Source organism: Streptomyces sp. NPDC002276, assembly GCF_053891435.1.
In genome coordinates this window covers 327,302-347,344 of the sequence record NZ_JBSFCQ010000007.1, presented here as the reverse complement: position 1 = coordinate 347,344, position 20,043 = coordinate 327,302, and the positions used below count along the sequence as shown (strand labels likewise).

The 20,043-nt window shown below is 69.2% G+C and carries 17 protein-coding genes and 2 riboswitches; of the genes, 9 read left to right on the top strand and 8 right to left on the bottom strand.

Annotated features, from left to right (window positions below; translation table 11 throughout):
• The first annotated feature begins 23 nt into the window (after positions 1–23).
• Together ACWIHT_RS20675 and ACWIHT_RS20670 are read left to right on the top strand one after the other, a co-directional pair.
• Positions 24–578, top strand: a complete 555-nt coding sequence (locus tag ACWIHT_RS20675; RefSeq protein WP_456169579.1) for an NAD(P)H-dependent oxidoreductase — start codon at positions 24–26, stop codon at positions 576–578.
• 198 nt (positions 579–776) lie between these two features.
• Positions 777–977 (top strand): acyl-CoA carboxylase epsilon subunit, encoded by a 201-nt coding sequence (locus tag ACWIHT_RS20670; RefSeq protein ID WP_456169577.1) that lies wholly within the window; start codon positions 777–779, stop codon positions 975–977.
• Between the two features lie 67 nt (positions 978–1,044).
• On the opposite strand, the gene ACWIHT_RS20665 is transcribed toward ACWIHT_RS20670, so the two are convergent.
• Positions 1,045–3,435: an FtsX-like permease family protein gene (locus ACWIHT_RS20665; RefSeq protein ID WP_456169576.1), complete on the bottom strand. Its 2,391-nt coding sequence runs from the start codon at positions 3,433–3,435 to the stop codon at positions 1,045–1,047.
• Positions 3,432–4,124, bottom strand: coding sequence for an ABC transporter ATP-binding protein (locus ACWIHT_RS20660; RefSeq protein ID WP_456169575.1), 693 nt, complete (start codon positions 4,122–4,124; stop codon positions 3,432–3,434). Before ACWIHT_RS20660 ends, ACWIHT_RS20665 begins: the two co-directional genes overlap by 4 nt.
• A 257-nt stretch (positions 4,125–4,381) precedes the next feature.
• Here ACWIHT_RS20660 and ACWIHT_RS20655 point away from each other — a divergent pair, with 257 nt between their 5' ends.
• A complete protein-coding gene (locus ACWIHT_RS20655) occupies positions 4,382–5,704 on the top strand; it encodes a sensor histidine kinase (RefSeq protein ID WP_456169574.1) in 1,323 nt (440 codons plus the stop codon).
• Positions 5,689–6,381, top strand: a complete 693-nt coding sequence (locus tag ACWIHT_RS20650; protein WP_456169573.1) for a response regulator — start codon at positions 5,689–5,691, stop codon at positions 6,379–6,381. The genes ACWIHT_RS20655 and ACWIHT_RS20650 overlap by 16 nt, the downstream gene beginning before the upstream one ends.
• Positions 6,382–7,740: 1,359 nt before the next feature.
• Here the strand turns inward: ACWIHT_RS20650 and ACWIHT_RS20645 are convergent.
• The 6 genes from ACWIHT_RS20645 to gcvT form a co-directional block, all read right to left on the bottom strand.
• Positions 7,741–8,640 (bottom strand): nucleotidyl transferase AbiEii/AbiGii toxin family protein, encoded by a 900-nt coding sequence (locus tag ACWIHT_RS20645; RefSeq protein WP_456169572.1) that lies wholly within the window; start codon positions 8,638–8,640, stop codon positions 7,741–7,743.
• Positions 8,640–9,254, bottom strand: coding sequence for a type IV toxin-antitoxin system AbiEi family antitoxin domain-containing protein (locus ACWIHT_RS20640; protein ID WP_456169571.1), 615 nt, complete (start codon positions 9,252–9,254; stop codon positions 8,640–8,642). The genes ACWIHT_RS20645 and ACWIHT_RS20640 overlap by 1 nt, the downstream gene beginning before the upstream one ends.
• Before the next feature lie 261 nt (positions 9,255–9,515).
• Positions 9,516–10,883 carry an L-serine ammonia-lyase gene (locus ACWIHT_RS20635; protein WP_456169570.1) on the bottom strand — a complete coding sequence of 456 codons (1,368 nt, stop codon included), beginning with the start codon at positions 10,881–10,883 and terminating at the stop codon, positions 9,516–9,518.
• Positions 10,884–10,998: 115 nt separating this feature from the next.
• Entirely contained in the window at positions 10,999–12,258 is a 1,260-nt protein-coding gene (gene glyA / locus ACWIHT_RS20630) for a serine hydroxymethyltransferase (RefSeq protein ID WP_456169569.1), read from the bottom strand.
• Between the two features lie 14 nt (positions 12,259–12,272).
• Complete coding sequence (gene gcvH / locus ACWIHT_RS20625) at positions 12,273–12,659, bottom strand: glycine cleavage system protein GcvH (RefSeq protein WP_456169568.1); 387 nt, start codon at positions 12,657–12,659, stop codon at positions 12,273–12,275.
• 110 nt (positions 12,660–12,769) lie between these two features.
• The gene (gcvT, locus tag ACWIHT_RS20620) at positions 12,770–13,891 is read right to left on the bottom strand and encodes a glycine cleavage system aminomethyltransferase GcvT (protein ID WP_456169566.1); all 1,122 of its coding nucleotides are present in this window, start codon (positions 13,889–13,891) and stop codon (positions 12,770–12,772) included.
• Between the two features lie 34 nt (positions 13,892–13,925).
• Positions 13,926–14,044, bottom strand: a riboswitch (glycine riboswitch).
• A riboswitch (glycine riboswitch) is annotated at positions 14,045–14,143 on the bottom strand.
• Positions 14,144–14,292: 149 nt separating this feature from the next.
• Between gcvT and ACWIHT_RS20615 the strand changes: the two genes are divergently transcribed.
• The 5 genes from ACWIHT_RS20615 (at position 14,293) to ACWIHT_RS20595 (ending at position 19,950) form a co-directional block, all read left to right on the top strand.
• Positions 14,293–14,982 carry an AAA family ATPase gene (locus ACWIHT_RS20615; RefSeq protein WP_456169659.1) on the top strand — a complete coding sequence of 230 codons (690 nt, stop codon included), beginning with the start codon at positions 14,293–14,295 and terminating at the stop codon, positions 14,980–14,982.
• A gap of 64 nt (positions 14,983–15,046) precedes the next feature.
• The gene (locus ACWIHT_RS20610) at positions 15,047–15,832 is read left to right on the top strand and encodes an enhanced serine sensitivity protein SseB (protein ID WP_456169565.1); all 786 of its coding nucleotides are present in this window, start codon (positions 15,047–15,049) and stop codon (positions 15,830–15,832) included.
• A 115-nt stretch (positions 15,833–15,947) separates the two neighbouring features.
• Positions 15,948–16,736 (top strand): enhanced serine sensitivity protein SseB C-terminal domain-containing protein, encoded by a 789-nt coding sequence (locus ACWIHT_RS20605; RefSeq protein WP_456169564.1) that lies wholly within the window; start codon positions 15,948–15,950, stop codon positions 16,734–16,736.
• A gap of 337 nt (positions 16,737–17,073) precedes the next feature.
• Complete coding sequence (locus ACWIHT_RS20600) at positions 17,074–18,081, top strand: ABC transporter permease (RefSeq protein WP_456169563.1); 1,008 nt, start codon at positions 17,074–17,076, stop codon at positions 18,079–18,081.
• Between the two features lie 69 nt (positions 18,082–18,150).
• Positions 18,151–19,950, top strand: coding sequence for an ABC transporter substrate-binding protein (locus tag ACWIHT_RS20595; protein WP_456169562.1), 1,800 nt, complete (start codon positions 18,151–18,153; stop codon positions 19,948–19,950).
• Positions 19,951–20,043: the final 93 nt, after the last annotated feature.

Sequence of the window (20,043 nt, the reverse complement as noted above, 5' to 3'; positions counted from 1 at the left end):
CTAAACGAGAAATGGAATAGTCAGTGACCACCAATCGCACCCTCGTCATTGTCGCCCACCCGAACCTCGCGGAATCCCGTGGCAACGCCACCTGGCTCGCCGGGATCAAGGACCTGGACAACGTCACCGTCCACGACCTCTACCAGACCTACCCCGATTTCAAGATCGATGCGGCGCGCGAGCAGCAGCTGCTGCGCGAGCACGACACCATCGTCCTCCAGTTCCCGGTCTACTGGTACAGCGTGACCCCGCTGCTCAAGGCCTGGTTCGACGCGGTGCTGGTGCACGGTTTCGCCTTCACCTTCGACGGTTCCGCCTCCGCGCTCCAGGGCAAGAAGGCCTGGCTGGCCGTCACGGTCGGCAGCACCCTGGAGACGTACGCGGCGGAAGGCCTCGCCCGACGGACCCTTGATGAGTACCTCGCCCCGGTCGCTCAGACGCTGGAGTTCTGCCAGCTCGACTATCAGGGTCTTCACTCCGTCTACGGCATGATCTTCGACCCGCTGGACGAGGACCTCGTCCTGAACGCCAAGGAATACCGCAGGCTCCTCGCGAGCAGTGCGACGCCGGTCGGCTGACCTCGGTTGTCCGTGAACCTCGGGCGGCTGCACGGCGCGGGCGGAGCCTCCGCGCACGCCGTGCAGCGGGGGCCTGCCCGCGACCGGCAGTTCGGGTCGGCGTCCGGATCGCGGTGAGGTTCGTTCAACGAGGTCGAACCGCCGCGCCGCCCGCAAGCACGGCAACCCTCCCCAGCGAGCGCACCGAAGGGGCAGCAGATGGACCAGGGGGACCTCCGCATCGTCCAAGGCGATCCCACTCCCGAGGAACTCGCCGCGGTGATCGCGGTTCTGGCGGCCCGCACCGCGGCACGGCGCGCCGCCACTCCGCGGTTCGCCCATGGCGACCACCGCCCGCAGTCCCGCTGGCGCCGCCTCGACCGCGTGCCCGACTACCGCAGTCCCGTCTCCTGGCACTGATGCCGCCCGCCGCGGTTCGACCGCACGGCGTCAGCAGGTTGTAGGAGGTGAGCCCGATCCCGACGTCCTACTCCGTGCGAAGCGCCGTCGCCGTACGGGCCCTGGCCGCCCAGCCGGCCGGGAGCAGCGCCCCCAGCACGGCGGTCGCGAGGCCGGCCAGCCCCAGCAGCACCAGTTGGGGAGTGTTGTACACATCGATGATCGAGGGCGGCAGATCGGTGCCCGCCGCGTGGCCCATCACGGGCAGCACATAGCCGTGCAGCGCGAAGCCGAGAGGTACCCCGATCAGTCCGCCGAGCACGCCGATCCCGGTCACCGAGGCGAGTACGAGGCTCACGGTCTGCCGCGGTGACATGCCGAGGGCCTTGCAGACGCCGAGGTCGTGGACTCGTTCGCGGGTGTCGAGGACGACGGAGTTGAGCACACCGAGGCCTGCCACGGAGACCAGCATCAGGGTGAGCAGCACCGCGATCGTGTCCAGGACGAGGATCATGTTGTCCTGCTGCGAGGGGGAGTTGGCCAGGGCGTCGCCGCCCAGTGGCTCCAGCGCCGCGCGGAGCTTGTCGGCGTACGCGACGGGGGAGACGCCCGGCTTCACCTCGATCTGGAAGACCTGGGGCTCGGCCCCGGCGAAGCTGGCGAGGTCCGCGTGGATCGACAGGCCGTCGTTCGAGGTGTCGAAGGCCTCGCCGACGATCTTCAGGGTCCGCGTGTCCTTCCCGAGGGTCACCCGGACCGTGTCGCCGATCTTGGTGTCGGTCCGTTCCAGGAAACCTGTGGGTACGACGGCCTGCCCCGCGCCGGTGAGCCAGTGCCCGGAGATCATCTCGTAGCTGCCGGGACGCGAATCGCCCTGGTAGAGGGTGGCCTGCACCGAGCCGGAGATTCCCGCCACGGTGACATCGTTCTTGGACATGCCGTAGTACGAAGCGGTGCCGGCCTGCGCTTCGACGGCGGCGCGGACCTTCGCCGGGTCGGCGGACGGAAGACTCGCGCTCCCCTCCTGCGGGTGCAGGTGGCGAACCGCGCCTCCGGGGGCACCCGGAACGGTCGGCCCGCCGGCGATGGCGGTGACCGCCGCGCGGTCCTCGGGATCCGACGCGCTGCCGACCGCGTTCAGGGACGAGGTCAGTCCCACCGCGAAGGTCGCCGCGACCGTGCCGAAGGCCACTGCGAGCAGCATCGCGGCCGTACGGACCGGATGGGTGAAGGGGCCGGCGAGGCCGTAGGTCACCGCCCGCGGCAGCGGCAGCCGCCCGGCCGCCCGGTGCGCCCACTGGCCGCGCCCGGTGCGCGGTGCCCGGCCGATCGCGATGGCCTCGACCGTGCGCAGCCTTCCGGCCCGCAGCGCGGGGACCAGCGCCGCGATCCCGACGACCAGCAGCGCGACGGCCGGCACCACGACGTCCACCCACCAGGCCACCGTCAGCGAGGCGCTGCCGTACACCTGCTCGGTGTCCTTCAGCAGAGGAACGGCCAGCACATTGCCCAGCACGACCCCGAGGGCGATGCCGGCGCCGGCCGGGATCAGTGCCTGGGCCACATAGGCCCGCACGACCTCGCGCGGGGTGAAGCCGATGGCCTTGAGGATGCCGATCCTGCGCAGGCCGGTGCCGACGGCGCCGCTGATCACGCTGCTGATGATGATCACGGACATCACGATGCCGAGCACGCCGAAGGCCACCATGAACGGGATGGTCGCCGCCGCGCCCGTGTCGGCGGCACGCTTGGTGTCCAGGTAGGACTGGGTGCCCACCAGGGCCCCGGACGGTACGGCGGCGGTGAGCTTCTCGCGGTCGGCGGAGATCTGACCCTTGGTTCCCGCGGAGTCGAAGCGGTAGAGCATCTGGCTCGTGACCGGTGTGTCCTTCGAGGCCAGCGCGCCGACCTGCGCCGGGGTCGCCCAGGCATCGGCGGTCCTACCGGCCGACACCGCGAAGCCGACGACCTTCAGGGTCGGGCTGTCGGCGGCATCCGAGGCCCTCAGGGTGGAACCGACTTCGAGGGAGGGGTTCTTGAACGACGCGGAGAGAACGACCTCGCCCGGCTTCGCGGCCCAGCGGCCGGACTTCAGGTCCAGGTCGTCCACGTCGCCGTGCGGACCGGACCGCCCGACCAGACTCAACTTCGGCAGGTGCCCGCCGTCCGGATCGACCGGGCTGATGGTCGTCGTCGGGTACGGCCCCGCGCTCGCGGTGACGCCGTCCAGCCGCTCCGTCGCCTTCAGTCGCGCCGCGCTCACCTTGGCCGGATCGAACTGCGCGGTGATGTGCGGACCGTGCTGCTTCGCGAAGGCGTGGTCGAAGGGGGCGTTCGAGGCGACGATGAGCGATCCGGCGATCACGGCCGCGGCGACGGCCATCATGGTGGCCACGGCGATCACCACCGTCTGCACCCGGCGCCGTCCCACTCCGGAGCGTACGACCCGGCCGAGCGCGCCGGTGCCGAGGGGACTCATCGGACGGCCTCCGCACGCGTGTCGAGGGAGACATGGCCGTCGACCAGCTGAATGGTGCGGCTCGCACACGCCTGAGCCAGCGCCATGTCATGGGTGACCAGCACGAGGGTCTGCCCGCCGCGGTGCAGCTCCATCAGCAGCTCCCGTACGTCGTGGCCCGAGGCGGTGTCGAGCGCGCCGGTCGGTTCGTCGGCGAGCAGCAGCGCCGGCCGGTTGACCAGCGCCCGGGCGACCGCGACCCGCTGGCGCTCGCCGCCGGACAGCCGACCCGGGTAGGCGTGGGCGTGCCTGGTCATGCCCAGCAGTTCCATGAGTTCGTCGGCGCGGGCCGCCGCCTTGCGCCGCGTGGTCCCGGCCAGCTGGGCGGGGAGCTGGATGTTGTCGGCGACGGTGAGGTCGTCGAGCAGGTTGAAGAACTGGAAGACCATGCCGATCCGGTCGCGGCGGAACCGGGCCAGCGCGTGTTCGCTCAGCCGGTCGATCCGCTGCCCGGCCACGGTCACCGCGCCTTCGGTCGGCTTGTCGAGGCCGGCGACCAGGTTCAGCAGCGTGGACTTGCCGCTGCCGGAGGGACCGGTCACGGCGAGCGCCTCGCCCTGGGCGACGCTGACGTCCAGCGGTCCGAGTGCGGGCGCGCCGGCGCTGTCGTAGCGCTTGGCCACGCCCGCCAGTTCGATCACGTGAGTCATGGGTGTGGTCCGTCCTTGCGGTCGGGAGGGAGACGGTCGGGAGAGATGGTCGAGACGGAGATGTCTGTGCCGGGGATGTCTGTGTCGGCGAAGGTAGGGCCGTGGCCCGGTGGGGCGCGTCGGCCGCGGCACCGACATCCGGGCCTCCCTCCGAAGGAGGTGGCCGCGGCCTCATCCCTGCGAAGTACGCCTGAGGGACGGCGACTTGGTCGCGCAGGGGGACGCGGGAGGGGGCGCGGGGACCGCACAATGAGCCGGTGGAGACGGAGGGTCGGCACGGCTGGTCGCGGCAACTGCGCGACGCGCTGCGGTCGGAGGCGGAGGACGCCCCGCGGTCGCGGCGGGCGGTGCGCGCCGATGTGGTGCTGGCGGTCGTGCTGACCGTTCTCGCGCTGATCGTGGCGTCGCGCTATCCCGGCGACGGGCCGGTCCGGATCAGCTCGAAGGTGGAGTCCGGGTACGCCCGGGACCGCTCGCAGGTCCCGCGCCCGCCCACGCCGCCCGTACCGGGTCCGCGGGTCGCGGAGCACGAACCCTCTGCGCCGGCCTGGCCGTTGGTCGTCCTCTCCGCGCTGCCGCTGGCGGCCCGGCGCAGGTATCCGCTGGCCACGTTCGGGGTGGTGCTGGGCGCTGCGGTGGTCATCGGTGACAACGCCTCCTGGATCAACGTGCTGACCTGCGTCATCGGCGCCTACAGCGCCACGATGTACAGCCGTCACCGGGCGCGGGCGACGGCCGGTCTTGTCGTCGCCGCCGTGCTGGCCGGGCTGGCGTTCCGGGACACGGACCCGGTGTTCCCGGGATGGTCGAGCCCGGCGGTCGTGCTGCTGGTCGCCGGGGTGCTGGCCAGCACCGTCCGCTTCTGGCAGCGGCGGCTCGCGGCCAGCCGGGACCGGTACACCCGGCTGCAACAGGTCCAGGAGGAGAGCATGCGCCGGGCCGTCGAGGAGGAGCGGGCCCGGATCGCCGCCGAACTGCACGACGTCGTGACCCACAATGTGAGCGTGATGGTCATCCAGGCGGGCGCGGCACGCAAGGTGATGGACGTGGCGCCGGAGCGGTCGAAGCAGGCCCTGCTGGCGGTCGAGGCCGGAGGCCGGGCCGCGATGGCCGAACTGCGGCATGTGATGGGCCTGTTGGCCGCCCCGGACACCGGCCGCGCCGACAGCCCCGCCGACGGCCTCGAACCGCAGCCCGGCCTCGGGCAGCTCGACGCCCTGATCGAACGGGTACGCGCCGCCGGGACACCGGTCGGCATCGCGGTGTCGCTGCCGCCCGACCCGCTGCCGCCGGGGGTGGACCTCGCGGCCTACCGCGTAGTGCAGGAGGCACTGACCAACACCATCAAACACGCGCCCGGCGCCGATGCCTCCGTCACCGTCGGATACACCGGAGACGCACTGGAGGTCGAGATCACCGACACCGGAGCCACTCGCGACGCCCCTCGGGCGGACGGCAACGGCCGCGGGCTGATCGGGCTGCGGGAACGGCTGGCGGTCTACGGCGGCGAACTCACGGCCGGTCCGACCCTGGCCGGCGGCTACCGGGTCAAGGCCCGAGTCCCGTGGCGGACGCCGTGAACCGGCCGGCGCTGCGCGCCGTCATCGCCGACGACCAGGCCCTCGTACGCACCGGCTTCGGAATGATCCTCGCCGCGGACGGCATCGAGGTGACGGCCGAGGCGGCCGACGGGGCGGAGGCGCTCGCGGCGGTCCGGCGCACCCGGCCCGACGTCGTCCTCATGGACATCCGGATGCCACGGATGGACGGCATCGAAGCGACCAGACGGATCCTCGCCGACGGGCCGGACGGCACCAGGGTCATCATCCTGACCACCTACGACCTCGACCACTACGTCTACGCCGCGCTCACCGCCGGCGCCAGCGGCTTCCTGCTCAAGGACGTCAGCCCCGAGCATCTCGTCGCCGCCGTACGCCTGGTGCAGTCCGGCGACGCCCTGCTCGCCCCGGCGATCACCCGCCGTCTGATCGAACGCTTCGCCCAGCGCGAAGAGGACCGGCCGGCCGGTCTCCACCGCGACCTCTCCGGCCTCACCCCGCGCGAACTTGAGGTGCTCCGCCTGCTCGCGACGGGCCTGAGCAACGCCGAACTCGCGGACCGCCTGCTCCTGAGCCCGACCACGATCAAGACCCACATCGGCCGCATCCTGTCCAAGCTGAACCTGCGCGACCGCGTCCAGGCCGTCGTCCTCGCGTATGAGACGGGACTCGTCTCGCCGAGAGGCGAGGGCTCCTAGGGGGCACCCCCCACCCCCTCAACACTCGATGATGTTCACCGCGAGCCCACCCCGAGCCGTCTCCTTGTACTTCACGGACATGTGGACGGCTATTGATCATGGCTTTGAACTGCGGTTTTGGCATGCTTAAGCTGGCCTTTAGCCGCGTCAGGGACTTTTTTTTGGGGACTCCTTGTCGAGAACTTTTTGCAACGTATCTCATGCTGCCTGAGGTGCATACGGGACTGTGTAGTTGATGCTCGGGCGGCAGCGCGACAGGTAGTGCGGTAGTTCGCTGTGTACTCCCCAGGTCGCCGGGCGCTGATGAGATCGCCGATCTGTTGAGCCGGGTTGAAGGCCAACCGGACCTGCTTGCCAAGTGGGCCGAGGCGCCTGTCGGAGGGGTACTCGATGGGACGCGGTTCCTCGTCACCGAGTGCTACGACGACTGATTCTCGGCCCTCATAGCCAGGCGGTCGGTGGTCCCAGGGCGGCAACACTCGATCTGTTTCTCGTCCCCAACCGAGTCTGCGGTCAGCCGCCCATGGTGAGCGGGCCGCTGCCTCGGAAGTCGCCTCCGGAGTCCCGGCCAGGCAAGCCGAATGCGTGAACGGACGGTTCAGCACCTATTGGATCAAGCATCATGCCATCGAGTTCTGTAAGTCTCTGACGCGTAAGTAGGTCCAGATCGGGGGCTGTTCGGGCAGGGCTGGGTGCCCGGTGGTCGTTGTGGCCGCCGGGCACTTGGTCTGTGGATGTTCAGGCTGCGTCTTGGACCGGGTTGAGGGTGACGGTGTATCCGAGCTGGTTGAGTACGGTGATCGCGCGGCGTACGGCGCGTTAGGAGTCGCGGCGGGCAGTCATCCGTTTGTAGCGGGCCTGCAGGTAGGTTTTTTGTTGGTTCTCTGGGTGGTGAACGTTCCCCGCCGCTTCGTGGTCAGGGTGCGGACGGGCGCTTTGGCGTCCTTCTAGCTGATGTCCAGGCTGGCGCAGAATTCATCCAGAACGTCCATGTTCCGGGAGGGCCAAGGTGGACCAAGGATTCGGACGCGCGTGCTCACAGCAACACTTCACGGTTCCCGTGGATAGCCCTCGGCACCATGCTGACCTGCGAGCTCACCGGCATCACAGAAGCGTCGGTTTCGACCGGAACGAACACCTTCAGTGTCCCGGACCGGCCTCGACCCACGTCAGGGCGGACAGAAGCACCTCCGGCGCGCGCCACAGCATTTATCGTGCCCCCCGGCGCGCTGATTCGCTGACGAGGGAAAAGCGGATCGAGCGCGATCACGGGTCAGCGACCGTCACGATCGCGCAGGCCCTCGCAATGCGTAGGTCCTGGGTTCGCCCCGAAGGTTTGGCCGGTCGGCCGGGTCTGGTTCATGACCACGTGAGGGTCGCCGCACTCCAAGCGAGGGTGATGGCGTCGTCGTTGAGAAGTGTGTCGGCGAACGCGGTGACTTGTCGGACGACGTCTGTGAAGCGTTCGGGGTAGCCGGTCGCGGCGGGGCCCTGTCTCCGGCGCCAGGCGGTGTACGAGGTCTGGCGACGCTCGCCGAGGTCACTGATGGCGGTGCTGAGGGGTTTCAGGGTGATGCCGCGGTGTGCGGCTGTGGCGGTTAGCGCGGTGGTGAGTTCCTGGCCGTCAAGGTCGTTGAGGGTGAGCAGGCGGTAGAGGTCGCCGTAGTCGCGGTCGCGGGTGTTGAGGTCGCCGAGTGAGACGGCGGTGGAGAGCTTCTCGGCGATGACGGTGGCGAGTGGGTAGCCGAGGAGTTGGAAACTGTCCGTCGTGAGTTGCTGTGGGTAGTCGATGATCCGGGGGCCGGGAGTGACTGGATCGCCGAAGCTGACATCCAGTTGGAGCTTGAGTCGTGCTCGGGCGATGGAGGCGGCCATGGACAGGCGTAGACCGTGGTACTCGTCCTCCTCGCGGATAGGTACGGTCTTGAGCGTCGCGGGATCGAATACGACTCCGTCGTCGATCTCGTTAGTGGCGATGGCCCCGATCCTGTGGACGATCTCGGTTTCGGTGCCCGGGAATGAGCGGCCGAGGATGTCGATGTCGCGGGTCATCCGGCGTGCGCCGAACTGGGCGAGGAGCAGGCCACCCTTGAGGACGAAGTGTTCGCGGCCGAGGGGCGATGCGGCCAGGCGGTAGAGGAAGCGTTCGAGGACGTACTCGACCATGATTTCGTCTGTTGAGCGGCTGGTGCGGCGGGCCAGGTTGCGCAGGTCGTTGTAGACGCGGCCGGCGGTGGTGTCACGCGTGGGGTTGGCCATCAGGCGAGCACCGCCTCGACGGCAGGGCGGATGACGGAGAGAGCACCCAACTCGCGTGCGACGTCCTGGAGTTCGCCGACGTTACGGCGTCCGCCCTGGCGCAGATAGCGGCCGAGCGCGGACAGGGCGAGGGTCTCGCCGATGCGGCTGCGGTGGCGCATGGCGTCGACGACGCTGCGGGCGGCGTTGTACACGGGGATGGTTTCTCCTGGGGCTGCTTCGAATCGTTCGACGCCGAGGGCGAAGGTCGCCGGGGCGTACTGCGCCACCACGGTCGGGGGGTAGGAGATCGTGGGGCGGCGTGTACCGCGTGGCACGGCGATGTGTACAGATGTGGGGATGTCGTCGATGAGCTCATGCAGGGCCAAGGCGGACTCGCCGCACACGATGGCGCGCGGAGCCCGCGCGCACACGGCCAGCAGATCGGCGTGCGCTGTCTCCGGTGCGTCTGCCCGTCGGTAGACCCCCCGGGACAGTTCGTCTATCTCTCCCGCTGCGACCAAGGACGTCAGATCACGGGGGGAGAGCAGGGCCTGACGTGCCTGTGCCGTCGTGAACGTGGGGGTGAGGCCGGTCAGTCGCTGTTCCAGGCGTGAGGTCTCCGCAGCACTCATGTATCGAATAGTACCCCTGTGGTGGCCTTAGGGGATCGATTTGATACATCCTCGCGGTTGTCGACGGCCTGCGCGAAGCGGAGCAGCAATCGACGGTGTTGCGATTCCCCAGGCCAGACGCCTGTCCTAGGGGACATCCCAGGGACTTTTCAGGGACTTCCAGGCCTGTCCCAGGGAGATTCCAGGGACTTTCGGCCGCGTAAGCAGGGAAGGCCCCGACAGCGCTGAAAGATGAGAACGCGCTGGTCAGGGCCTATACCGTCAACACTCGATGATGTTCACCGCAAGCCCACCCCGCGCCGTCTCCTTGTATTTGACGCTCATGTCCGCCCCCGTCTCCTTCATCGTCTTGATGACCTTGTCGAGGGACACCTTGTGGGAGCCGTCCCCCCGCATCGCCATCCGCGCGGCGGTCACCGCCTTCACCGCGGCCATGCCGTTGCGTTCGATGCAGGGGATCTGGACGAGGCCGCCGACGGGGTCGCAGGTGAGGCCGAGGTTGTGTTCCATGCCGATCTCGGCCGCGTTCTCGACCTGCTCGGGGGAGCCGCCGAGCACCTCGGCCAGTGCGCCCGCCGCCATCGAGCAGGCGGAGCCGACCTCGCCCTGGCAGCCGACCTCCGCGCCGGAGATGGACGCGTTCTCCTTGAAGAGCATGCCGATGGCGCCGGCCGCGAGCATGAAGCGGACGACACCCTCCTCGTCGGCGCCCGGCACGAAGTTGATGTAGTAGTGGAGGACCGCCGGGATGATGCCGGCCGCGCCGTTCGTGGGGGCGGTCACCACCCGTCCGCCCGCCGCGTTCTCCTCGTTCACCGCCATCGCGTAGAGCGTGATCCACTCCATCGCGTGCGCCAACGGGTCGCCCTCCGCCCGGAGTTGGCGTGCCGACATGGCGGCCCTGCGGCGGACCCGCAGGCCGCCGGGCAGGATGCCCTCCCTCGACATGCCCCGCGACACGCACGCCCCCATCACCCGCCAGATCTCCAGCAGCCCGGCCCGGATCTCCTCCTCCGTGCGCCAGGCGCGCTCGTTCTCCAGCATCAGCGCGGAGATCGACAGCCCGGTCTCCTGCGTGAGGCGCAGCAACTCGTCGCCGGTGCGGAACGGGTACTTGAGGACCGTGTCGTCCAGCTTGATCCGGTCGGCGCCCACCGCCTCCTCGTCGACGACGAATCCGCCGCCCACCGAGTAGTACGTCTTGGACAGCAGCTCGCCGCCCGCCGCGTCGTACGCCCACAGCGTCATGCCGTTCGCGTGGTACGGCAGGGCTTTACGGCGGTGCAGCTTGAGGTCGGCGTCGAAGTCGAACGGGATCTCGTGCTCGCCGAGCAGGCGGATGCGTCCGGCCGTCTTGATCTGCTCGACCCGTTCGTCGGCCCCCTCCACATCCACCGTGCGCGGCGACTCGCCCTCCAGGCCGAGCAGCACCGCCTTCGGGGTGCCGTGCCCGTGCCCGGTCGCGCCGAGCGAGCCGTACAGCTCGGTGCGGACGGAGGCGACGGAGTCGAGCAGTTCCTCGTTGCGCAGCCGGAGCGCGAACATGCGGGCGGCCCGCATCGGGCCGACCGTGTGGGAGCTGGACGGGCCGATGCCGATCGAGAACAGGTCGAAGACCGAGATGGCCACGGTGACTCCTCAGAAGAACGCAAGACGTGCGGGGTGGTGCGAGGGGGTGGGGCACCGCGCACACCTCTCATTGTGCGCGGCGCCCCCGGTGGCCGACTACAGCCGGACGGGCCGACTACAGGCCCGGATACAGCGGGTACTTCTCCGCCAGCGCCGTGACCCGGGCCTTCAGACCCGCCACGTCGTACGACGGCTTGAGCGTCTCCGCGATGACATCCGCGACCTCGGCGAAGTCCTCGGCCGTGAAGCCGCGGGTCGCCAGCGCCGGGGTACCGATGCGCAGGCCCGACGTGACCATCGGGGGCCGCGGGTCGTTCGGGACGGCGTTGCGGTTGACCGTGATGCCGACCTCGTGGAGCCGGTCCTCGGCCTGCTGACCGTCGAGTTCGGAGTTGCGCAGGTCGACCAGGACCAGGTGCACGTCCGTGCCGCCCGACAGGACGTCGACCCCTACGGCCTTCACGTCGTCCTGGACCAGTCGCTCGGCGAGCAGCCGCGCGCCTTCCACCGTACGCCGCTGGCGCTCCTTGAACTCCTCGCCCGCCGCGACCTTGAAGGAGACCGCCTTGGCGGCGATCACGTGCTCCAGCGGACCGCCCTGGAAACCGGGGAAGACGGAGGAGTTGAGCTTCTTCGCGAAGGACTGCTTGGCGAGGATGATTCCGCCGCGCGGGCCGCCCAGCGTCTTGTGGGTGGTGGAGGTGACGACGTCCGCGTAGGGGACGGGGTTCGGGTGGAGGCCTGCCGCCACCAACCCCGCGAAGTGCGCCATGTCGACCCACAGATACGCCTCGACCTCGTCCGCGATCCGGCGGAACTCGGCGAAGTCCAGCTGCCTCGGGTACGCCGACCAGCCCGCGATGATGACCTTCGGGCGGTGCTCCTTGGCGAGCTTCTCCAGCTCGGCCATGTCGACCAGACCGGTCCCCGCGTCCACGTGGTAGGCGACCACGTTGAACTGCTTGCCGGAGAAGTTCAGCCGCATCCCGTGGGTGAGGTGGCCGCCGTGCGCCAGGTCGAGGCCGAGGATCGTGTCGCCGGGCTGGGCCAGCGCGAACAGGGCGGCCTGGTTCGCGGAGGCGCCCGAGTGCGGCTGGACGTTGGCGTACTCGGCGCCGAACAGTTCCTTGACCCGGTCGATCGCGATCTGCTCGGCGACGTCGACGTACTCGCAACCGCCGTAGTAACGACGGCCCGGGTATCCCTCGGCGTACTTGTTGGTGAGGACCGAGCCCTGCGCCTCCATGACCGCGACCGGAGCGAAGTTCTCCGAGGCGATCATCTCCAGCGTGGACTGCTGCCGGCGCAGCTCGGCGTCGACCGCGGCGGCGATGTCCGGGTCGAGCTCGTGCAACGGGGTGTTCAGGACGGACATGTTTCTACGACTCCTCAGCCGGCGGCGGTGGTGAAGGCGGTGTACTCGTCCGCGGAGAGCAGCTCGCCGGGCTCGTCCGTGATCCGTACCTTGAAGAGCCAACCGCCGTCGAAGGGCTCGGAGTTGACCAGCGCGGGCTCCTCCACGACGGCCGTGTTGATCTCCACGACCTCACCGGTGACCGGTGCGTACAGGTCTGACACCGACTTGGTCGACTCCAGCTCGCCGCAGGACTCGCCCGCCGTCACCGTCGTACCGACCTCGGGCAGCTGGGCGTAGACGACATCGCCGAGCGCGTTGGCCGCGAACTCGGTGATACCGACCGTCGAGACACCGTCGACGGCGGCCGTCAGCCACTCGTGTTCCTTGCTGTACCGCAGATTCTCGGGGTGGTTGCTCATGGCGTGAATTCTCCTGTACGCGGTGGAGTGCTGGTGAAGGGGGGAGACGCGGAGGGCGTGGTTGAGCAGCGGTGATCCGCCCGGTCACGGACCCGACGCTACGACGACTGTCACTTCTGGCGCTTGTAGAACGGCAGCGCCACGACCTCGTACGGCTCGTGACTGCCCCGGATGTCCACACCGACACCGGTCGTACCCGGCGCCGAGTGCGCCGCGTCGACGTAGGCCATCGCGATGGGCCTGCCCAGCGTGGGGGAGGGGGCGCCGGAGGTGATCTCGCCGATCACCTGGCCGTCGGCGACCACGGAGTATCCGGCGCGCGGGACCCGGCGGCCCTCGGCGACCAGGCCGACCAGGACGCGCGGCGGCTGCGCGGCGGCGCGTTCGGCGGCGGCCTCCAGGGCCGTACGTCCGACGAAGTCGCCGTCCTTCTCGAACTTCACGACCCGGCCGAGTCCGGCGTCGAAGGGGGTGAGGGAGGTCGACAACTCGTGGCCGTAGAGCGGCATCCCGGCCTCCAGGCGGAGGGTGTCGCGGCAGGACAGGCCGCACGGGATCAGCCCGGTCGGCGCCCCAGCCTCGGTCAGTGCCAGCCACAGCTTCTCCGCGTCGCCGGGGGAGACGAACAGCTCGAAGCCGTCCTCGCCGGTGTAGCCGGTGCGGGCGATCAGCGCGGGGACGCCCGCGACCGTGCCGGGGAGACCGGCGTAGTACTTGAGGCCGTCGAGGTCGGCGTCCGTGAGCGAGGCGAGGATGCCGGGGGACTCGGGGCCCTGGACGGCGAGCAGCGCGTAAGCGTCACGGTCGTCGCGGACGACCGCGTCGAAGCCCTCGGCGCGCTCGACCAACGAGTCCAGGACAATCTGGGCGTTGGACGCGTTGGCCACAACCATGTATTCGGTGTCGGCCAGCCGGTAGACGATGAGGTCGTCGAGGATGCCGCCGTCGGCACGGCAGATCATGGTGTAGCGGGCGCGGCCGACGCCCACGGAGGCGATGTCGCCGACGAGCGCGTAGTTGAGGAGTCGGGCCGCCTCCGGTCCGGTGACCGTGATCTCGCCCATGTGGGAGAGGTCGAAGAGGCCGGCCTTCGTGCGGACGGCGAGGTGCTCGTCGCGCTCGGAACCGTAGCGCAGCGGCATGTCCCAGCCGGCGAAGTCGGTCATCGTCGCACCGAGCGAGCGGTGCAGCGCGTCGAGCGCGATACGACGGGGGGCGGCGGTACTGCTCATCGGTCGGTCTCCCAAGGCATGACGGCGAGGTCGTTCCTCCCCATCTGTCATCGGAACCTGAGAGGTTCGCCATGACCGCGCGGGACACGCACGGGCCATGGGTTGCACCTTGGGTGGGACCACCGGGACGGGCGGTCCGCTTTTCAGATGTGCCTCGCCCGCGCGGTAACTGGGCCTGAGAGATTCAAGGGAGGGACTTGCTCCTTCGGCGCCCCAGCAACAGATGCCTGGGGACTCTCCCGCGCGGATTCAAGCGGCCGGTATGCAGTTAGGCGCGCACATCATCGCACAGGCTTTGTAACAGGCCTGTGGCCGGAAGCGAACGGAACCGCGAGACACCGTGCATTACCTTCTCTTTACGTTCGTTGGGGAGAACCTTTCCTGACCCCGCAGGGAGGACGATCACGGTGACAAGGACCACGGTGTACGCCACGACCTCGGCCGTAGCAGTGCCCGAGCAGCCCGCGGCCCCGGCCGGAGAGGCATGCCCGGCCCGCCCGGCACCGGTCGTCCGCGACCTGCGCGAGCGCGCGGGCCGCAGCCCGCACGGACTCCGCTTCGGCCCCCGTGACCTCGTCGTGGTCACCGGCCTGCCCGGCAGCGGCAAGTCCACGCTGATGCGGCGCGCGGTGCCGGGCGACGGCGCCCGCGTCGACAGCCAGGACGCCCGGGACCGCTGGGACACCCGGATGTCCCGCATATCGGATCTGCTCCCGTACGCGGTCTACCGCCCCCTGGTCCGCCTCGCCCACTACACGGGACTGCACCGCACCCTGCGCTCCACGTCCGGAGCGGTCGTGCACGACTGCGGCACCCAGACCTGGGTGCGCGGCTGGCTGGCCCGCGCCGCCCGCCGCCGCGGCGGCACCCTGCACCTGGTGTTCCTCGACGTCAGCCCGGACACCGCGCTGGACGGCCAGCGCGAGCGCGGCCGGGGTGTCTCGCGGTACGCGTTCCTGCGCCACCGCCGGGCCGCCGCCCGCCTGTTGCGCGCCGTGGAGCGCGGCGACCTGCCGCACGGCGTGGGCTCGGCGGTGCTGCTGGACCGGGACGCGGCGGACGTGCTGCGCCGGATCGACTTCGCGGGCTGAGCCGCTAGCCTTTTCCGTCACAGCACGTTTACAGCAGGCGGTTTCACCAGCAGGCGGTAGGTAGATGGACTTCCCGGCGGACTTCCCCGGTCAGGCGTACCCCCACCCGCATCCGCACGGCGGATGGCCCGGCAACGAGCTGGAGGAGGTGCTCTCGGTCTCCCTCGGCCTGCCCTCGGCCGGCGGCCGGATCATCGAGGTGCTGGCCCGCAGCTTCGTCTGGGTCCCGCTGCCCAGCGGCGGCGGCCCGCACAGCGGACCCCTGGACCTGCCCACCCTGGACATCGAAGGCCAGGCCTTCGTCCCGGTCTTCAGCTCCGAGGAGCAGTTCCGCCAGGTCGTCGGCTCGCATCTGTCGTTCACGATCGCGCCCGCGGTGGAGTTCGCCCGCGGGCTGCCCCCGCAGGTGGGCATCGCGGTGAACCCGGACGGCGTGGTCGGCATCCCCCTCCCGCCCCCCGCCGTGGCCGAGCTGTGCCGCATCGGCCGCACCGCCCTCGACGGCCCGACCAGCGGCGGCCGGGTCCGCCTCTTCGAGCCCGACTGGCAGGACGACCCGGTCGACTTCCTGGCCGCGGCCTCCGCCGAGTTCGCGGGCACCGGAGTGGTCGGCACGGCCCGCCGCTGCCTGGCCGCGATCGAGACCGCCGACCCGGTGATGTTCGTGGGCGTCGAACTGACCAACTGGGAGGGCGACTTGAGGGCGGTCCCGATGGACGCCCTGTCCCGGGCCCTCACCAGGACCGAGGTCAAGTGGCCGGTAAACCTGGTCCTCCTGGATGTGACCCAGGACCCGGTGGCGGACTGGATGCGGCAAACAGTGCGCCCCTTCTATACACAGGGTCACTAGAAACTCCGCGTCCAGCCGCACACGACCCGCACTCGCCAACGGACACTGAGCCCCGACCCATTGGGCGCTTAAGCTGGACCCCAACGCAGGCCAACCACCAGAAGGGGCGGTACACGTGAGCGCCAGCGGCACCGCGACCGGCCAGGTCGAGCACATGCTGCGCCAGGTGACGCCCGGGCGCTACGACGCCTACGAGGCGCTCCTGCGCGCCCTCGCGACCCCCCACTCCGGCCAGATCTGGATGCTCCTGTGGCACGGCCAGTCCGGCTCCCCGGACGCCCAGTACGGAAACATGCACGTCGAGGGCTACGGCTACGCCCCCTGCGTCACCTCCGCCCAGGAGCTGTCGGCGAGCGGCTGGAACCGTTCGTACGAGGTGGTCGACGGCCTGGACGTGGCCCGCACCCTCTATCCGGACCACTTCGGCCTCTGGCTCAACCCGCACGCCCCCGGCGGCGGCCTCGGCATCCCCTGGCTGGACCTGCGCCGCATCGCCACCGGCCTGGAGCGCCAGCCCGCGGGGCCGCTGCGCCTGACGGAACCGGCGATCGAGGTCCCGCAGTTCTACGGCCTGCTCACACAGAACGCCCACCGTACCCCGGCGGTCCGCACCCTCCGCCGCGCCTGGGTGCAGCCCGCGCTCGGAGCGCCGTATCTCGCGATCGGTCTGGATGTGTACGACACCAGTCCGCCCGCCGTGGACTCGGTGCGCGCGATGATGCAGCAGTCCATCGGCGCGGTCCCGGACGGGCTGCCGGTGTCGACCGTGGCGATGTCCGACGACTACGACCCGGTGGCGCTGTGGCTGCGGGCGAACACCCGCCCGTTCTACGACCGTGAGGCCCATGCCGCCCCCGCTCAGGCGGGCGGGTACGGGTACCCACCCGCCCGTGGTGGATACTGAGCCCGCGAGTCCTCTTCCCAGCTTCTCCGCAGGATTTACGTCTACGGCATATTTCTCCGCGCGTAGACGGCGGTGCGATGCCCCGAAAGGCGTCGAATCGGTGATCTGTCCCAACTGCCCCGCGTCCGGGGGGCGTTACCCGTTGTCCGTATAACGGAACCCTCCTGACCGCATCACGTTTGCGCATCCATTCACCGCCAAGTCTGGCAGCAGATCACCAAAGCGTTGAAGACTCCCGCACCAGGGGCCGTTCGCCCCGATGTACGACGGACTGATCATGGCCGCCACAGCGGCAAGTGTGGGCCGGCTACCGCCGGTTGAGAGGGGTCCCTGCCAGATGACGGCACCATTGCACGAGCCGACCGCGGAAGCGGCCCCGAGCGCGGCCGAAGAAGCGGCGGCTGCTGCCGCCGGTGACAAGGCCGTGCAGGGACGTTCCCTGGGCCGGATCGCCTGGGAGCGCCTCAAGCGCGACAAACTCGCCCTCGCGGGCGGCATTGTCGTGCTCGTCCTCATTCTGGTCGCAGTTCTCGCCCCGGTGATCGCCAACCTGATCGGGCAGGATCCGGACACCTTCCACGAGAGCCTGATCGACCCGCTGTACGGCACCCCCACGGGGTCGCTGGGCGGCATCAGCGGCGACCACCTGCTGGGCGTCGAGCCCGTCAACGGCCGCGACATCTTCGCGCGGATCCTCTACGGCGCCCGGATCTCGCTCCTCGTCGGCTTCCTGTCCGCGATCGTCGCCGTCGTGCTGGGCACCGTCCTCGGCATCCTGGCCGGCTTCTTCGGCGGCTGGGTCGACTCGGCGATCAGCCGCGTCATGGACGGTCTGCTGGCCTTCCCGCAGCTGCTCTTCATCATCGCGCTGGTCTCCGTGATGCCGAACGAGATGCTGGGCCTGAGCGGATCCAGCGTGCGTGTGTTCGTGATGATCCTGGTGATCGGCTTCTTCGGCTGGCCGTACATCGGACGCGTGGTGCGCGGACAGACGCTCTCGATGCGTGAGCGCGAGTACGTCGAGGCCGCCCGATCGCTGGGTGCCGGACGCTTCTACATCCTGTTCAAGGAACTGCTGCCCAACCTGGTCGCGCCGATCATCGTGTACACGACGATGATGATCCCCACCAACATCCTCACCGAGGCGGCACTCAGCTTCCTGGGCGTGGGCGTCAAGCCGCCCACGTCCTCCTGGGGACAGATGCTCTCCACCGCGATCGACTACTACGACTCGGACCCCATGTACATGGTCGTTCCCGGCGTGGCGATCTTCATCACCGTTCTGGCCTTCAATCTCTTCGGCGACGGCGTGCGGGACGCGCTGGACCCGAAGGGCTCCCGCTGAACCGCCTTACCCCAAGCGTCCCGTGCCATCTACACGGGGTCTCTCATCAAATCCGGAGGATCCGAGATCGTGACTACCCAACGCACCACAGGGCGGCGTAAGCAGGCGTTTGCCGCTGCTGCCGCGGTCGCCGGCATGCTGGCCTTGGCAGCGTGCGGCGGCGGCAGCAGCGACGACGGCGGCGGCGGTTCGAAGTCCGGCGCCGCCGGCTTCGACGCGGCGAACAACAAGGTCGCCCAGGCCTCGCTGGTCAAGAAGGGCGGCGAGCTCAAGTTCGTCTCCGCCCAGGACGCCGACTTCTGGGACACCACGCGCGGTTACTACGGCTTCATGTGGGACTTCTCGCGGTACTACAGCCGTCAGCTGCTCACCTTCAAGACCGAGCCGGGTGCCGCGGGCGCCGAGCTCACGCCCGACCTCTCCACCGACATGGGTCAGGTCTCGGCCGACGGCAAGACCTACACCTTCCACCTGCGTGACGGGATCACGTGGGAGGACGGCAAGGCCATCACCTCCCAGGACATCAAGTACGGCATCGAGCGCGTCTGGGCGCAGGACGTGCTGTCCGGCGGTCCGATCTACCTCCAGCAGATGCTTGACCCCAAGGGCACCTACAAGGGTCCGTACAAGGACACCTCGGCGGACAAGCTCGGTCTGAAGGCGATCTCCACACCCGACGCCAAGACGATCGTCTTCCACCTGCCCACGGCGAACTCGGACTTCAAGCAGGTCCTCGCCATGGTCACGGCGTCCCCGGTCCGCCAGGACAAGGACACCAAGGCGAAGTACACGCTGCACCCCTTCTCCTCCGGCCCGTACAAGTTCCAGTCGTACAGCCCGGGCAAGAAGCTGGTCCTGGTGCGCAACACCAACTGGAAGGCGTCGTCCGACCCGGTGCGCAAGGCGTACCCGGACACGATCTCGCTGACCATCTCCTCGAACCAGTCCGACATGGACCAGCGTCTGATCAACGGCGACTACGACATCGACGCCAGCCAGACGGGTCTCGGTCCGCAGGGCCGCACCATCGCCCTGAAGCAGCACAAGGCCAACCTGGACAACCCGATCTCCGGCTTCATCCGCTACGCGGTCTTCCCGCAGAGCGTCAAGCCGTTCGACAACATCGAGTGCCGCAAGGCGGTCATCTACGCGGCTGACCACGTGTCGCTGCAGACCGCGCGCGGTGGCCCGATCGCCGGTGGTGACATCGGCACCAACATGCTCCCGCCCGCCATCGCCGGTGGCGAGGGCCAGAAGTACGACCCGTACGGGATCTCCGGTGCCAACAAGACCGGCAACGACGACCTGGCCAAGAAGGCGCTGAAGGCCTGTGGTCAGCCGAACGGCTTCAAGACCACCATCGCCGTCCGCAACAACAAGCAGCAGGAGGTGGCCACGGCCACGTCCCTGCAGGCGGCGCTGAAGAAGGTCGGCATCCAGGCCGACATCTACCAGTACGACGGTTCGCAGAGCTCCGGCATCATCGGCTCCCCCTCGAACGTCGCGAAGAAGAAGCTCGGCATCATCATCATGGGCTGGGGCGCGGACTTCCCGACCGTCCAGGGTTACGGCGCCCCGCTGTGGGACAGCAACTACATCCTGCAGAGCGGTAACAACAACTTCGCCCTGATCAAGGACCAGACGATCGACGGGCTGTTCGACCAGTACAACGCCGCGCTGGACGAGTCGAAGAAGACACAGATCGCCACGGAGATCAACCACAAGGTCACCGAGGGCGCGTACTACCTGCCCTTCACCTTCGAGCGACTCCTGAACTGGCGCTCCTCGCGTATCGCCAACGTGTACACGACGAACGCGTACAGCGGCTACTACGACTTCGTCAACATCGGTCTGAAGTCCACGAAGTAATTCCGGCACACCCGCCGTACGGCACGAAAGGCAGGTGAAGGCCGGCGCGGCGGGACCGTGGGCCACCGGAAGACCTCCGGTGGCCCACGGTCC

What these genes read in the sequence shown, in the direction of transcription:
- glyA (WP_456169569.1), bottom strand. Translation starts at nt 12,258, where the DNA reads ATGTCCGTCCTGAACACCCCGTTGCACGAGCTCGACCCGGACATCGCC.
- ACWIHT_RS20670 (WP_456169577.1), top strand. Translation starts at nt 777, where the DNA reads ATGGACCAGGGGGACCTCCGCATCGTCCAAGGCGATCCCACTCCCGAG.
- ACWIHT_RS20645 (WP_456169572.1), bottom strand. Translation starts at nt 8,640, where the DNA reads ATGGCCAACCCCACGCGTGACACCACCGCCGGCCGCGTCTACAACGAC.
- gcvT (WP_456169566.1), bottom strand. Translation starts at nt 13,891, where the DNA reads ATGAGCAGTACCGCCGCCCCCCGTCGTATCGCGCTCGACGCGCTGCAC.
- ACWIHT_RS20660 (WP_456169575.1), bottom strand. Translation starts at nt 4,124, where the DNA reads ATGACTCACGTGATCGAACTGGCGGGCGTGGCCAAGCGCTACGACAGC.
- ACWIHT_RS20665 (WP_456169576.1), bottom strand. Translation starts at nt 3,435, where the DNA reads ATGAGTCCCCTCGGCACCGGCGCGCTCGGCCGGGTCGTACGCTCCGGA.
- ACWIHT_RS20610 (WP_456169565.1), top strand. Translation starts at nt 15,047, where the DNA reads ATGGACTTCCCGGCGGACTTCCCCGGTCAGGCGTACCCCCACCCGCAT.
- gcvH (WP_456169568.1), bottom strand. Translation starts at nt 12,659, where the DNA reads ATGAGCAACCACCCCGAGAATCTGCGGTACAGCAAGGAACACGAGTGG.
- ACWIHT_RS20600 (WP_456169563.1), top strand. Translation starts at nt 17,074, where the DNA reads ATGACGGCACCATTGCACGAGCCGACCGCGGAAGCGGCCCCGAGCGCG.
- ACWIHT_RS20640 (WP_456169571.1), bottom strand. Translation starts at nt 9,254, where the DNA reads ATGAGTGCTGCGGAGACCTCACGCCTGGAACAGCGACTGACCGGCCTC.